The following is an 11,687-nucleotide window of genomic DNA, read 5'->3' as shown; positions in this document are numbered from 1 at the left end:
GTTAGCGGCGACCAGGGAATCCCGATCCGATAGAGACGAGCAAGAAAAGGAATCTCTCGCATGCACCTCGATCCGTATGAGTTTGCACACAACATATTGATCTTGCTCTGCGAGAATGGAATAAGCGACCGCCTAACCTCCTTGGAGATTGACAGCCGCTCTTGAGAGCTTGCACTCTCTTCTCTAGTCCGGACTTTCCGATCCACAGAAGAAAATACAAAATAGTGGGTTTCAAACCCGTCCCCATCTCCACACGCTCGGCGACTCGCGCCTAAGGTCGTTCAGACCCACCGCATGGCCGGGTCCCGCAAATAATAAGGGATACAGCGGGAATCACCCGAGCTTTCGCTCTATGATCCAACTGTATCCCGATATAACTCGCATATTTGTCGCGCCTTACTCGCATGTTTGTCGCATTTTTCAGTCAATGTACTTTAGGGAGTTAGCCACGGACTCAATTCCCTCGTTGATCTTCCTCGCTACAGTAGCCGGGTGCATATTCCCGAAGTACGCTACCGTTACGACGTATTTCTGCCCCTTGATGTACCTCATCTCGATGATTCGTCGGACTTCCTCATCCAGAATCAGTCTTACGGCTCTCTCGATGCTAGCTGTCGCTTCCTTGTAGGCAGTATAAGCCTTTCTCTGTTTCGGAGCAAGCGTGTCTACCCCTTCTTGCTCCAACGCGCCTACGAGCGACTTCAGCCGACGATACTTGGACAATAGCGTYTTGGTTAGCTTAAACTCTTCSGATGTTGCYTCGGGAAAGAAGTCCAGTTGCATGGCGTTCATGCTTCACCTCTCTTCGGCGCCTTGTATTCGTCCGGATGACGCAGGACATATTCATGCCCATTTACGGCTATTACCGTGGGAATGTCCTTTTTCGCTTTGACGATTGTCACAACGGCCCTGACGGTGTTCCCTTCGCCTTTAAGCGCGATAGCCCTCGGGGTTGCCTCTCTCCGCTCGATGTAACCCTTGTCCTCAAGTTCAGTGAGGTATCGAGCTACTGAGCTTGTAGAGGCCAGCCCGACGCCTCTGGCGATCTCTCTGACGGTTGGAGAGTATCCTTTGTCGGTGATGTACTCCCGGATGTACCGGAAGACATTCAACTGCTTATCAGTTAGCGGCTGTTTCATCTCTCTGTCCCTCCAGAGCGCCCAGAGCGGCCAAAATAGCAAGACATAACGCATGTGGAGACGATTCTCCCTTTACATCTTCGTCAATTCCCTCGTCGTCATTCCAAACAGTTGCTCTCTTGCCTTGTATCGCCCATTCGAAGCTTCGGCGCTCTATCTCCTCTACTACTAGACGCATTCCTTCCCATGTGGTGGAGTAATCATCGAGGTAAATGAGTTTTCCGTCTTGCCGTTCGGTGTTTCGTCCGATAACGCCTCTGTATACCTTGTATCCGAATACTTTCTCGGCTACAAGTATGTTAAGTTCATGACCAGGCTGATCGTTGGTGTTCATTCTATTTACCTCCCTCGGATTGATTTTTGTAGATCCATCCGTCAATATGCGGTGTCTTGTGTAGGTAACTGACTCCTATTCCCCAGTGTTGAATGCAGTAAACGCCGCACTTTTTGCACTGCCAAAGGTTTTCCGATACACTTCTATGATTTGCGATTATTTTAAAATAATGGCGGCATAGATATTGGCGCAGCTTGAGCATGTTAATACCTCCCTCTTACTTGAATGATGACCTTATACGGCTACCGCTGTCGCTAAGCGGATTCGGTCGTGGCGATGGCCTGCGGCAAAATAATTATTCTGTTCGCCATTTGTTCGTGTTTACTTTGTAATACAATTGGTGTATTATAAAGTTAACAACAAGAGACGCGGAACACCGACAAGCCGGAGAAACCGGATGAGGCGAAAGGATGATTCTAATGTTTACGATTGACTACGGTACTGGCGTTATCCATACGGTTGAAGGTGACCTGAACGATGCAAAGACTGCTGCACTTGAAGGCATGGCCTATACTCAAACCGATGTAAAAATCCTCAATGAGAATGGCGCTGAAATCCTCGTATCCCATTGGTACGGCGTAGAACCGAGCGAAGACGACGAAGTGCTTGCTCAATTCGGTTCCTACGGCTTCTACTCGGAGTGGCAGGAGGGAAACTGATCCCGCCCCTTGCAGGCGTAGCAGAAGCCGCCGAACTCCTTGGATGGACGAAGCAACGCATAATCACGTACCTGAGTCGAGGCGTATTCCCTTCCCCGATCCAGCGTCTTGCAAGTGGGCCGGTCTGGTTAAGAAAGCAAATAATTGATTACCGGGACTCTCGTAAATGAGAGTCCTTTGTGTATTCGTCGTTTGACCGAAATACTCAGCGTTAGCGGCGGACGATGATATATCCCTTAGTCCTTTTGATTTAAGAGGGAAATGTAATTGTGAGCACCTTGTAACCAGGGAGAACATGTACTTCGCCCTCACCTGTTCCGTACTGTCTTTCTGGCTTCACGTCCTCGATTGACAGAGTAACGTTTGCTTCTTTGTCCGGCTTTGGGATCGTCCACATCAGACCGCACCGACAATGTATTGAGTCATGGGTGGAATCTTTGAAGAGCAGTCCCGGATGAATCTCTCCGCACGTACACTTAATCTCGAATTTGATCATCCGGGCTATCTCCTTTCTCTGTATAACGGGATAGGATGGAGTCTAAATGCCAGACAGCGTGTGGAACTTGATACTCGGTGTTACACCATGTCAGCGACAAATGAGCACATTTCACGCTCTCAACTACCTGTTCCAGTTCTCCCCGCAGCCGTTCGTTCTCTTTCTGTTCCTTTTGGAGTTGATCGCGAAGTTGCTCTTCAATTCGAATACTTTCTTCGCCGTAACCCTGCCAATAATCGCGTTCGTTTATTAGCCTCTCTATCTCCCCCTGCTGCTGTTCTACAAGGGTTAGGAGATAGCGGAGCCATTCGGGGGCGTTGGCGATGAAATGAGCTAATTCAACCGTCTCGCATTCTGCAATTACATTGCAGTGTTCCTCTGTTATGCGGTCAATTTCGTATACATTTGCTGAATCGACATGACCATCGAAGTTATCCCATTCTTGACCTTTCGTTACCTCTAGCGCCTTCTGTATCTCTATCCTTGGATCGTTAGGCATGATCGGCCTCCAGTCCGGCGAGACGAATTAACTCATCGACGTTTTTATTTAGGCCTTCTTGCGAGTCGTGAAGAACAGAACTCGGATACCGCCATTTTGCCAACTTATACTCCATGATCTTGCGTACTACTTCACTTGGAGCTTCCTTGACTACATAAGCGCCGGCATTTGGTACTGTAACGAGCGAGTATCGAATCTTCCAAGGCTTAACGACGGCGTTTTCGGGGATATATACCGCGCTTTCCGTGATGATGTCGTCTCTTCCGTTCAATGTAACTTCCGTCAGTTTAATCATTCTGTCTCCTCCTTCTGCTCACCGCTATGGGAGATGGCTGCACGGGCGATTACAATCGGATCATCCATGCACCATTGACGGTCAGGAATCGTTGCGATTCTCTCCAGCGCCTCCCTATACCGTCCCTCTGCTGCCAATAAGCGCTCGACTTCTTGCTCCAAGTATCTCGCTCGATCGACTACTGACTTAACGAGGAGCTTGTCATCGTGATATACGCTCCATTTGTCCAGCAGCTTATGAGCGAACTGATACTTGTCATCATTGAGTACCCGCCCCTCTGCTGCTCCCTCTGGGAGGGATGGGAGAGAAGATGCAACTCTTTCAACGATCGATGCATACAAACGTCGTGGATCCTGACCGGCTTTTRCAAGAATGCAGAAATCGTATGGATGATACTCAGCCGGGTGACTTAACTGCATGCCGCATTCTTGGCAGATGGCTCGTTTAGCGTCACTCATGATTGGTTGCCTCCTCGATAAGTTCTCCCTTAACCAATTCAGACTCGTTATCGCATGACGGACAGATGAACGATGAATAATCTTCCTCTTCCTGAATGAAAAATATTTCTCTTTTGTATGTTTTGAGGGTACGAGCATTCCAAGCATTCGGGTAATGTTTCTCCTTGCAATATGGACATGTGTACTTACGTGCCATATGGTTGTCTCCTTATCTAGAGGGATGGACTCTATATCCATCCTCTATGGGGTGATGATGTTAATGGCTTGGTACGGCTGCCGCTTCGCTAGGTTGTTCGGTCGTCTCGGAGTGTTAAGGCGTTTGTTCTCGCAACATGTTTAGCTGTCTCTCGAAAGAGACTGATAGCTTATATAGCTCGGCATACGACCTTTCAACATGCTCATATAGCGCTTTGTATTTATCCCGTTCATTGCGAGTGGCGATCAATTCATCTTGAATCTTCAGAACAACATCGATGTGATTCTTGATCTTGGCTTTAAGTTCCTTAACCTCGTTGATTGATTCAATGTCGCTCGGAGTCGCCAGTAACCAAAACAGTTTTCTATCCCCGTTTACATCCCATCCGCCATTTGGATCTTTTCTTACTAGAATCTCTTTGCATCCTTCATCGACCATGTCTTGCACGATTTGACCGACTTTATAATCGTAATCACTTCCGTTGTGGCTGCTCATTTTTGCATCTCCTTCATCATGTTATCTATTTGCTTTATGCCGGCAAGGAACGGGAAGACTTGGTATGGGTTGACGGCATTTCCGAGGGCTTTGAATCGAGGTTCGTCCAATTCTCTGGGAACCCCATCATCTGCTCGGCAAAGCAAGGATTCATCCTCTTTCCGAAATAGAAAGTCATTAGCTCCACCATTGTAAAACTGAAACTCACTCCAGATTTTTGGCGCTTTTGGTGAACCTTTCGTATTGAGTCTTGGGAAAATCGAAGGTGTCTCCCACTGCTCGCTGTTAGAGTAGGCAATAATGAAGACTCTTCGTCTTTCGTCGAGGGCGCCGACGCTGACAGCCGGAATATCAAACGGTTGCGCGGTGTACCCGAGGTTTCCCAAGTCAGATAACGTCTCGTCGAGCCCCAATGTGACGTGACCAATAACATTTTCACCAAGGAACCAACTGGGTCTGATRGTTTCAATAAGTCGGCATACCTCTGGCCAGAGAGCACGGTCATCTTCCGCGCCTTCTCGCTCCCCATAGAGACTGTAAGGCTGGCAAGGGTATCCTCCGTGAATAAGGTCAATTGTTCCGATTCCATCCGCTTCTAACCTCTCTTTCGTGAGCGTACATACATCGTCGTATATGGGTACGTGAGGCCAATGCTTCTTGAGGACTTGCTGTGGGAACGGCTCTCTCTCGCAGAACGCCACCGTCTCTATGCCGGCCCATTCACATGCGAGGTCGATTCCACCAATTCCGCTGAATAGGCTTAAGGCCTTCATGCTCTTCATCCTTTCTCCGTCTCGACCGAATCCGCTTAACGAAGTGGGGGCCGAAGGATGTCCGTCCTACTTGGGAGTAATGGATTAAACCCTTATACGGCCCCCGCCTTCGGCTGGGATTATTCGGTCGGTACGGGGGCGCAAGCGCAAATTCATCGTGCGTCGGTCCAAAACGTGGACCTCGTGTTGTTATAGGTGATGACGATTCCATATTTTCGAAAATGTCGTTCCAAGATTCCGAAGAACTCTTGGTTCGGATAGATCATCGGGCGATGTCTTTCGAACGGGTCTTTGTTGATGTTGATCTCATACGAGTAATCGTTACCTTCACTTTTGATGATGCGATATGCCGATCCGATCTTCACCAGTTCAGCGTTTAAATCGTCTGCCATTTCTTGAGTGATTGGGTTCATTCCCATTTCTCCTTTATGCGCCTATGCGCTGTTATTGGAGGCCCGCCGCGACCTCTCGTTCTGCCTTCTTCCATTCGCGAAGGTATTTCAGCAAAGTGTTTCGCGTCATGTTCACTCGCTCGCATATCTGATCTTCGTTCAGACCCTCGTTCACAAACTGCAGGTACTTCTCTCGGGTGATCTTGGGCTTCTTGGTCCCGCCGACCTTGCCGAGCTTCTTGCGCTTCTGGCCTCCTAGGGCAGGCGGTAGGGGCTTGGCTAACTCGGATAGCGGTTGATACACTCGGTCCGGCTTCCCGAGTTCCATCCCGGGATTTTGCAGGACTCTATTAAACTCCCCTGGCGGGAGCTTCCAAACCTTAACCGGTCCGATCATCTGTAAGCCTCCTTGATCTTGTATTGGGTCCGTCCATGCTTAATGCGATTCCGCCGCGATCCGGTGCTCTAAAGGGGCTCCTAGGTCGTAATAGGCGATCTCGTAAAGTTGGGATGGTTTTGCTAGTTTCCAGTTCATCCGGACACCTCTAATCCATGCAAAAATATCCTCTGCCAATCCGTTCGATGTCGTCCTCGGTTGCCGGGGTAACGACGAATGCTTTATCACCGATGACAATGACCGTTTCTTCGCCTTCCTGTAGTTCATGAAGCTGTTCTAAAACTCTCAATCTATTACGCTCCTTGTTTCTTCTTACTTGGGGGATTAATAATGGCGGCTACTACAGCGCTCTGGAAGGCTGTCAGATCGATTGGACGTGCGCTCCGCTCCAAGTACACTGCCCGAGCGATTTGAGCCAGCACGAAGGCGTCACGGACGTTGTCAGAGGGATGTTCGAATCCCCACCGCTTGAAGATGTGAACCGCAAGCTCGTCCTTCTTTGCGTTTCCCTTTGCTCCAGCGAATTTCTTGAGCGCGGCCGGCGCGACTTCGATGTAATCCGTATTGCCGTCAAACAATCTCATCCGGAGCCCCCAGCCGATGCCATACTGGATGTCTACCGCTCTGCCCTTAGCGCCGTATGCGAAGCCCTCGATAGCTGCTTGGTCACCGTGATCCAGTTGGAAGTCCACTTGCTCGATGATGTCGAGCATCCGGCCCGGGTCCGTCCCCTTGGCGGTGATCTCCATCGTGTCGATTACTTCGCCGTGCTTGTCCAAGATGACGAGTCCGGTTTTGGTGCTTGGATCGATTCCTATGAATCTCATTTGCCAGCACCTCGATTCATATTCGCGCTGATCATCGTCGCTACGATGCGCGGGTCCATTTGATACTCTTTCCCCAGCCTCACCGCCAGGGATGAGAGTTCAACGATCGTTCCGAAAAAGCTCTGCACCCCTTCGATGGACTGACGAGTCTGCCGTTCAATCTCCCGTATGTTAAGTCCGGTTCCTTGGCTCATTCTCTTGCCCTCCGTTTCGTTTTCACTTCTTCCTCTGCTGCTACTTGCTCCCAAAGCATTGCAAAGTGCTCTTGCATATAAGCCCGTATCGAGTCACTGTTTGCTGCGTTTGTTAACCGCATCTCGCTGAACATTTGCCGGGCCATGTAATCGAGCGATTGGAGCTTGCTCTTCAGCAGAGGTTCCCAACTGTCCCAGACTTCGTGTATGCTATCCGGAATCTTCATGATCAGAACCGCATATTGTTAATCCGGTAATCGTTACCTTCGAACTTGAACGACTTGGTGTTCATCATCATCCGGGAGAAGTTGCGAGGGCCTACCTTCCGACCAAGATCCTCCGACGATAGGTTTGTGGTGTAGAGGGTATGCCGGCCGCTTCTGCCGTCGATGATTTCAAACAGTTTTTCGGTCGCCCAACTGTCCCCCTCTTCTTCCTTCCGAACCTTCTCAGCTCCGATATCGTCCAAGGCGAGAAAGTCCACTTTCGAGAGCACATCCAGCAGTTCAGCCTCCGAGAACTCGCTGTTGCGCTGGTAAGTGCTCTTGATGATCGTCAGCAGCTTCGGTACGGAGATGAACACGGCGATAAACCCACGTTCTTTCAGGCGCTTGCATATGGCGTATGAGAGGTGAGACTTACCCAGACCGTACAGGCCGGCGAATAAGAGATTTCTTGGCTTGTCCAGTTCAAACGTCTCTGCGTACTCCTTGGACAATTCGAGCGCCTGACGGAGGGTTTCGTTATTAGCTTGGTAGCTTTCGAAGGTCGCTTCTTCCAGGTCTGGGTTAACCGTGCTGTACCGCTCGACCATGTAATTAACCTTCGCTCTCTGCTGCTGTTGCTTGGCTTCACGTGCTTGCTCGTTCTCCCAGCAGACGCAACCACGCTTTTGCCTGATGATCTGCCCTTTGTTCGGGCCGCCGATAATTGGCACCTCGACCGTGATGACTTCGTTGCCGCAACCTTCGCAGATATGCCGTCCTATCTCAGAAGCCGAAGTTAATTCCGGCATAAGGGTCTTCAGGACGTCCCCCAGTTCTTGCATTCCGTCCACCTCGCTTGTCCTTTAACTCGTAGATACTTTGCCACCCGTTCAAAATGGACTGCTCAAGAATGGCTATCTTGTCCTCGTCGCTGGAAGCGAGCTTGTCCAAGTTGCCGAGTAACAAGGTGATCGCTTTATCCGTCATTGGCTTCTTGATCTTCTTCCGGAATTCGGCAAAGGATTCCAAAGATTCAATCAATCCAACATTCGACGTGTAAGCGGAGAAGGTCTTATCTTTAATTTCTTTTCTTTTACTTTCCTTTACTTTACTTTCCTTTAAAGCATCGTTTTTCGATGCGTTCGCATTGCCAACGCAATCCGATTGCACTTCAGATTCGGAAGATTCCTTACTTGGCGCGGGTTCTCGGCTCCACCTAGCACGAGCAGACTGACGTGCCTTTTCGGACTTCAACTCCCTTTCCTGCATCCTTCGAAGCAGAGAATCGCTCCAAAAATAAGATCCGTCCGATGCGAATAACTCAAATTCGGATACGCAATCATTGATAAACTCTTGCGCTTTTGATGCGTCGCATTGCATTTGTGATGCGAACGCATGGTAAACGTATTTCGAACGCATATCCAACTTGAAGTCGTTAGCCTCGCGAAGCATCTCCACGATAATCCAGTACCATCCGTAGCCTTCCGCTCCGTAGACGCTTCTCATGGCCGATATCTTCGGATCAGTCCGAGCATTCGCGTCGTGAGAGAAGTAGTAAGCCTCCTTCACCGCTTGTTCACCTCACGCTGCTTTAGCAGCCATTCTCTTCCCACTCGGGTATAATCCGCCCAATGATGACACGTATGAGAGTCAGTGGACGGACCGCAGAGGATAACAATATCTGCGGCCGTTACGCCCTCTTGTCCGTATCTCCAGCGCCGTTCCACGTGAGCTGCTTCCAGAGTCCAGGCTTGTCCTTCAGCCTTGCCACAGCGTTCACAGCGACCGCCAGAGCGTTCCCACGCCATTGCATAGACTGGCTTGGTCACTTGGCCCCGCTGCTTGGCTGTCTTGCTCCTACGCTTGTGCTTGGGCTTCGGAACGGGTCGCAACTCGAACGCCATCGCCAACCACCGCCTCTGCGAAGTCGATTCGCATCTTGAGTTTTAGAGCGTGTATCTCTTCGATCATGCTCTCGTGTGCGTTTCGCCAACGCCGACTATCCTCGTATGCTTGGGCTTCGCGCTCTCTCAGTTCGCTTACAACCAATTCAGCATGCGCTTCCTTCGGTCTAGGAGCCGCGATATATGCTTCGGCATAGGTGCGCTTACGTTCGGCGTACACGCGCTTGTAATCGCCGTCCAGAACGCTAGAGACGCGGCCGACATACACCAAGCATTTCGCCAATAGTTCAATCTTCTGTATTAGGGCAGCAGGGTTATCTTCGGGGAGGCTGTCCGCCTCCCGCCGAAGTCTCGTAATCTCGTTAAGATGGGATAATAGATTCATAGGTTAGAAGGGTAGATCGGAGTCATCAATGTCGATAGGCTTGCTATCATTTGCAAAAGGATCTTGATTAGAGTGACCTTCGCGGTTGGCCGGCTCCAGGAAGCGCACGTTGTCGGCGATTACCTCCGTCACGTAGATGCGGCGTCCCTCGTTGTTCTCGTAGTTGCGTACCTGAATGCGGCCCTCGACGGCAACGAGTTTGCCTTTGCGAACGTAGTTGGCAACCGTCTCGGCCAACTGACGCCACATAACGACCGGGAGAAAGTCAACTTCCTTCTCGCCATCACGGGTAAACGGACGATCGACCGCAAGCGTCATTTGGCCAACTGCAACGCCGCTTGGGGTATATTTGAGATCAGGGTCCTTAGTCGTTCTTCCGATCAGTACAACTCGATTAAGCATTAGCTTGTTCCTCCTTCTTCTTGATGCCTTCGATCAATATTTGCTCCATTTTCGGATAATCACGCTTTTTCCCCAATTGATCCGCTACCCACGTATCGAACCCTTCGTCAGACCCTTTATAGAGTTTGTACTTAGCCTTAAGGGAGGCTGGCGGTTTATTCTGTTGATCCTGTTTCTGATCCCCTTCGCGCTGTTGCTTTGCGTCCAATTCCGCGCTGCTGATCTTATCCGGATCCTCTCCGGTTGGAATGGCGAATGTTCGGAGCAAGAGGTATTTGTAGCTGTAGGTCATCGCCTTGCCAACACCCTTATCCTGTGTATCCGCACCTGTACCGGAACTCACAATGATCTCCGATTCACCCGTTTCGATATCGATGATTTTGTACTTTGTATCAACGGTGGAGAGTGTTCCGTCACGGTGATGCGATTGTTCAATTGGGAGGATGACAAGCCCGTTCTTTATAAGGCTTTCACGAACCGTGGAGGTTACTTTCTCTTCGGAGATTGCCTTATACTTCGTGTTCCCGAACTCCACCTTGTCATCTTTGGAGAGGTAAGATACATCTTGCATGACAGCGCTGATCTTTTTGTACAGAGATGGGGCGCTCATGACCCCACCTCGACGACTACAGAATCCGCCTGTTCCTCGACCTTGACTCCATCGAGTACAGCGCCAGATTCAGGGTCAACTACCTGTCCGCCAACAACCTTGACGGATTTCTTAAGATCAACCTTGTTCGGTTCCTCTTTGATCCGGATAAGATCGATTCGGCCTGCCGACTTAAGGCTCTCAACAAGAGTGGCGTCGTCATAATGCCATTTCGGCTGTTGCTTCCTGAACTTCACCGTTCCGTATGGTGTGGAAGCCTTCGTCCATTTCGGGTCCGCGTCCCGTTGATTGAGCGCATACAAGCCGAGCTGCGACTCAAAAAACTGCTTGTCCAACTCTAGCGCAGACTTCTCGCATTCAAGCCAAGTGCGAATCCGGTGCAATTCTGCTTCGGCCAGCCGTTCGGCTTCCTTCTGCTTCGCCTCGATTGCCGCCAGTTTGCGCAGCGCCCAATTCACTTGATCGATCGTTTCAATTCGGAACTGCTCACGCTCTTCCGGAGCTGGGATACCTTCAAATTCGTTCAGTTGATATGCGTTCAATCGAATCACCTCAGTAGGTTAATTGGTCCGTCCCGGCGATGATGAACTTGCCGTTCCATTGCGAGAAGCACGTATCATCGCAGTACAAATCTCCGTCTTCACTTTCATAGCAGCGATCCCCGTTAAAGATCGGTTTCCCGCAGAAAGCATAATGGCATGTACCTACTTGTGCCGCCGGCTTGTCCTGCGGGTCAGGGAGCCCTTGCGAGAAGCGGTCCAGATTAGGCATTGTCAAAGCCGCTCCTTTCGTGATAGTATTGCGGTAACATTTTTTGGACGCGGCCCGACTCGGCTCCTACCCCGAGTTTGGGCCTTTTTCATTTCCCTGCTAAAGATCCGATCGCCAGTTCCTTGACGATACTCGTATAAATCTCTTTAAGCCGTGGATCGCTCTCGATGACGTCCATCTTGTTTGCTCCGTCGATCTGCGTCTTAGTTGCGCCGGAATCTTGTAGGCGGGTTTTAAGGTTGCGCAGTCTGGCAT

Annotated in this window: 22 protein-coding genes; 1 reads left to right on the top strand and 21 read right to left on the bottom strand. The window is 50.2% G+C overall.

Features of this window, described 5'->3' with window-relative positions:
• Positions 1-420: 420 nt before the first annotated feature.
• From ELR57_RS07085 to ELR57_RS07075, 3 genes are all read right to left on the bottom strand, one after another.
• Positions 421-723, bottom strand: coding sequence for a hypothetical protein (locus tag ELR57_RS07085; protein WP_126958340.1), 303 nt, complete (start codon positions 721-723; stop codon positions 421-423).
• A 65-nt stretch (positions 724-788) separates the two neighbouring features.
• Complete coding sequence (locus ELR57_RS07080; protein WP_126958339.1) at positions 789-1,139, bottom strand: LexA family protein; 351 nt, start codon at positions 1,137-1,139, stop codon at positions 789-791.
• The gene (locus tag ELR57_RS07075) at positions 1,120-1,473 is read right to left on the bottom strand and encodes a hypothetical protein (RefSeq protein ID WP_126958338.1); all 354 of its coding nucleotides are present in this window, start codon (positions 1,471-1,473) and stop codon (positions 1,120-1,122) included. The genes ELR57_RS07080 and ELR57_RS07075 overlap by 20 nt, the downstream gene beginning before the upstream one ends.
• 419 nt (positions 1,474-1,892) lie before the next feature.
• On the opposite strand from ELR57_RS07075, the gene ELR57_RS07065 reads away from it, so the two are divergent.
• Complete coding sequence (locus ELR57_RS07065; RefSeq protein WP_238162432.1) at positions 1,893-2,132, top strand: hypothetical protein; 240 nt, start codon at positions 1,893-1,895, stop codon at positions 2,130-2,132.
• Between the two features lie 476 nt (positions 2,133-2,608).
• On the opposite strand, the gene ELR57_RS07055 is transcribed toward ELR57_RS07065, so the two are convergent.
• From ELR57_RS07055 to ELR57_RS06975, 18 genes are all read right to left on the bottom strand, one after another.
• The gene (locus ELR57_RS07055; protein ID WP_126958336.1) at positions 2,609-3,127 is read right to left on the bottom strand and encodes a hypothetical protein; all 519 of its coding nucleotides are present in this window, start codon (positions 3,125-3,127) and stop codon (positions 2,609-2,611) included.
• On the bottom strand, positions 3,120-3,422 hold the full coding sequence (locus ELR57_RS07050) for a hypothetical protein (protein WP_126958335.1): 303 nt from the start codon (positions 3,420-3,422) through the stop codon (positions 3,120-3,122). The genes ELR57_RS07055 and ELR57_RS07050 overlap by 8 nt, the downstream gene beginning before the upstream one ends.
• Positions 3,419-3,880 (bottom strand): hypothetical protein, encoded by a 462-nt coding sequence (locus ELR57_RS07045; protein WP_126958334.1) that lies wholly within the window; start codon positions 3,878-3,880, stop codon positions 3,419-3,421. Before ELR57_RS07045 ends, ELR57_RS07050 begins: the two co-directional genes overlap by 4 nt.
• Positions 3,873-4,076 (bottom strand): hypothetical protein, encoded by a 204-nt coding sequence (locus ELR57_RS07040; protein ID WP_126958333.1) that lies wholly within the window; start codon positions 4,074-4,076, stop codon positions 3,873-3,875. Before ELR57_RS07040 ends, ELR57_RS07045 begins: the two co-directional genes overlap by 8 nt.
• Before the next feature lie 114 nt (positions 4,077-4,190).
• The gene (locus ELR57_RS07035; RefSeq protein WP_126958332.1) at positions 4,191-4,571 is read right to left on the bottom strand and encodes a hypothetical protein; all 381 of its coding nucleotides are present in this window, start codon (positions 4,569-4,571) and stop codon (positions 4,191-4,193) included.
• Positions 4,568-5,353, bottom strand: coding sequence for a DNA cytosine methyltransferase (locus ELR57_RS07030; protein ID WP_238162431.1), 786 nt, complete (start codon positions 5,351-5,353; stop codon positions 4,568-4,570). Before ELR57_RS07030 ends, ELR57_RS07035 begins: the two co-directional genes overlap by 4 nt.
• A gap of 143 nt (positions 5,354-5,496) precedes the next feature.
• Entirely contained in the window at positions 5,497-5,757 is a 261-nt protein-coding gene (locus tag ELR57_RS07025; protein WP_126958331.1) for a hypothetical protein, read from the bottom strand.
• A gap of 31 nt (positions 5,758-5,788) precedes the next feature.
• Positions 5,789-6,133, bottom strand: coding sequence for a helix-turn-helix domain-containing protein (locus ELR57_RS07020; RefSeq protein WP_126958330.1), 345 nt, complete (start codon positions 6,131-6,133; stop codon positions 5,789-5,791).
• Positions 6,134-6,281: 148 nt separating this feature from the next.
• Positions 6,282-6,422, bottom strand: coding sequence for a hypothetical protein (locus ELR57_RS28070; RefSeq protein ID WP_192896537.1), 141 nt, complete (start codon positions 6,420-6,422; stop codon positions 6,282-6,284).
• Between the two features lie 4 nt (positions 6,423-6,426).
• A complete protein-coding gene (locus ELR57_RS07015; RefSeq protein WP_126958329.1) occupies positions 6,427-6,960 on the bottom strand; it encodes a RuvC family protein in 534 nt (177 codons plus the stop codon).
• Complete coding sequence (locus tag ELR57_RS07010) at positions 6,957-7,154, bottom strand: hypothetical protein (protein ID WP_126958328.1); 198 nt, start codon at positions 7,152-7,154, stop codon at positions 6,957-6,959. The genes ELR57_RS07015 and ELR57_RS07010 overlap by 4 nt, the downstream gene beginning before the upstream one ends.
• Before the next feature lie 229 nt (positions 7,155-7,383).
• Positions 7,384-8,202 carry an ATP-binding protein gene (locus ELR57_RS07005; protein WP_126958327.1) on the bottom strand — a complete coding sequence of 273 codons (819 nt, stop codon included), beginning with the start codon at positions 8,200-8,202 and terminating at the stop codon, positions 7,384-7,386.
• Positions 8,144-8,929: a DUF4373 domain-containing protein gene (locus ELR57_RS07000; RefSeq protein ID WP_126958326.1), complete on the bottom strand. Its 786-nt coding sequence runs from the start codon at positions 8,927-8,929 to the stop codon at positions 8,144-8,146. Before ELR57_RS07000 ends, ELR57_RS07005 begins: the two co-directional genes overlap by 59 nt.
• A 288-nt stretch (positions 8,930-9,217) precedes the next feature.
• On the bottom strand, positions 9,218-9,547 hold the full coding sequence (locus tag ELR57_RS06995; RefSeq protein WP_126958325.1) for a hypothetical protein: 330 nt from the start codon (positions 9,545-9,547) through the stop codon (positions 9,218-9,220).
• A 105-nt stretch (positions 9,548-9,652) separates the two neighbouring features.
• Positions 9,653-10,051, bottom strand: a complete 399-nt coding sequence (ssb, locus tag ELR57_RS06990; RefSeq protein WP_126958324.1) for a single-stranded DNA-binding protein — start codon at positions 10,049-10,051, stop codon at positions 9,653-9,655.
• Entirely contained in the window at positions 10,044-10,661 is a 618-nt protein-coding gene (locus tag ELR57_RS06985) for an ERF family protein (protein ID WP_126958323.1), read from the bottom strand. The genes ssb and ELR57_RS06985 overlap by 8 nt, the downstream gene beginning before the upstream one ends.
• Positions 10,658-11,203 (bottom strand): host-nuclease inhibitor Gam family protein, encoded by a 546-nt coding sequence (locus ELR57_RS06980; RefSeq protein ID WP_158629952.1) that lies wholly within the window; start codon positions 11,201-11,203, stop codon positions 10,658-10,660. Before ELR57_RS06980 ends, ELR57_RS06985 begins: the two co-directional genes overlap by 4 nt.
• 10 nt (positions 11,204-11,213) lie before the next feature.
• Positions 11,214-11,432: a hypothetical protein gene (locus ELR57_RS06975; RefSeq protein WP_126958321.1), complete on the bottom strand. Its 219-nt coding sequence runs from the start codon at positions 11,430-11,432 to the stop codon at positions 11,214-11,216.
• Between the last annotated feature and the right edge of the window lie 255 nt (positions 11,433-11,687).

Origin of the sequence: Cohnella sp. AR92, assembly GCF_003990975.1 — a bacterium.
Taxonomy (GTDB): Bacteria; Bacillota; Bacilli; order Paenibacillales; family Paenibacillaceae; genus Cohnella.
Note: the sequence above shows the minus strand (reverse complement) of the source record. Positions and strands in the feature narration are given on the sequence as shown.

What these genes read in the sequence shown, in the direction of transcription:
- ELR57_RS07080 (WP_126958339.1), bottom strand. Translation starts at nt 1,139, where the DNA reads ATGAAACAGCCGCTAACTGATAAGCAGTTGAATGTCTTCCGGTACATC.
- ELR57_RS07075 (WP_126958338.1), bottom strand. Translation starts at nt 1,473, where the DNA reads ATGAACACCAACGATCAGCCTGGTCATGAACTTAACATACTTGTAGCC.
- ELR57_RS07065 (WP_238162432.1), top strand. Translation starts at nt 1,893, where the DNA reads ATGTTTACGATTGACTACGGTACTGGCGTTATCCATACGGTTGAAGGT.
- ELR57_RS07055 (WP_126958336.1), bottom strand. Translation starts at nt 3,127, where the DNA reads ATGCCTAACGATCCAAGGATAGAGATACAGAAGGCGCTAGAGGTAACG.
- ELR57_RS07050 (WP_126958335.1), bottom strand. Translation starts at nt 3,422, where the DNA reads ATGATTAAACTGACGGAAGTTACATTGAACGGAAGAGACGACATCATC.
- ELR57_RS07040 (WP_126958333.1), bottom strand. Translation starts at nt 4,076, where the DNA reads ATGGCACGTAAGTACACATGTCCATATTGCAAGGAGAAACATTACCCG.
- ELR57_RS07035 (WP_126958332.1), bottom strand. Translation starts at nt 4,571, where the DNA reads ATGAGCAGCCACAACGGAAGTGATTACGATTATAAAGTCGGTCAAATC.
- ELR57_RS07025 (WP_126958331.1), bottom strand. Translation starts at nt 5,757, where the DNA reads ATGAACCCAATCACTCAAGAAATGGCAGACGATTTAAACGCTGAACTG.
- ELR57_RS07020 (WP_126958330.1), bottom strand. Translation starts at nt 6,133, where the DNA reads ATGATCGGACCGGTTAAGGTTTGGAAGCTCCCGCCAGGGGAGTTTAAT.
- ELR57_RS07015 (WP_126958329.1), bottom strand. Translation starts at nt 6,960, where the DNA reads ATGAGATTCATAGGAATCGATCCAAGCACCAAAACCGGACTCGTCATC.
- ELR57_RS07010 (WP_126958328.1), bottom strand. Translation starts at nt 7,154, where the DNA reads ATGAGCCAAGGAACCGGACTTAACATACGGGAGATTGAACGGCAGACT.
- ELR57_RS07005 (WP_126958327.1), bottom strand. Translation starts at nt 8,202, where the DNA reads ATGCAAGAACTGGGGGACGTCCTGAAGACCCTTATGCCGGAATTAACT.
- ssb (WP_126958324.1), bottom strand. Translation starts at nt 10,051, where the DNA reads ATGCTTAATCGAGTTGTACTGATCGGAAGAACGACTAAGGACCCTGAT.
- ELR57_RS06985 (WP_126958323.1), bottom strand. Translation starts at nt 10,661, where the DNA reads ATGAGCGCCCCATCTCTGTACAAAAAGATCAGCGCTGTCATGCAAGAT.
- ELR57_RS06975 (WP_126958321.1), bottom strand. Translation starts at nt 11,432, where the DNA reads ATGCCTAATCTGGACCGCTTCTCGCAAGGGCTCCCTGACCCGCAGGAC.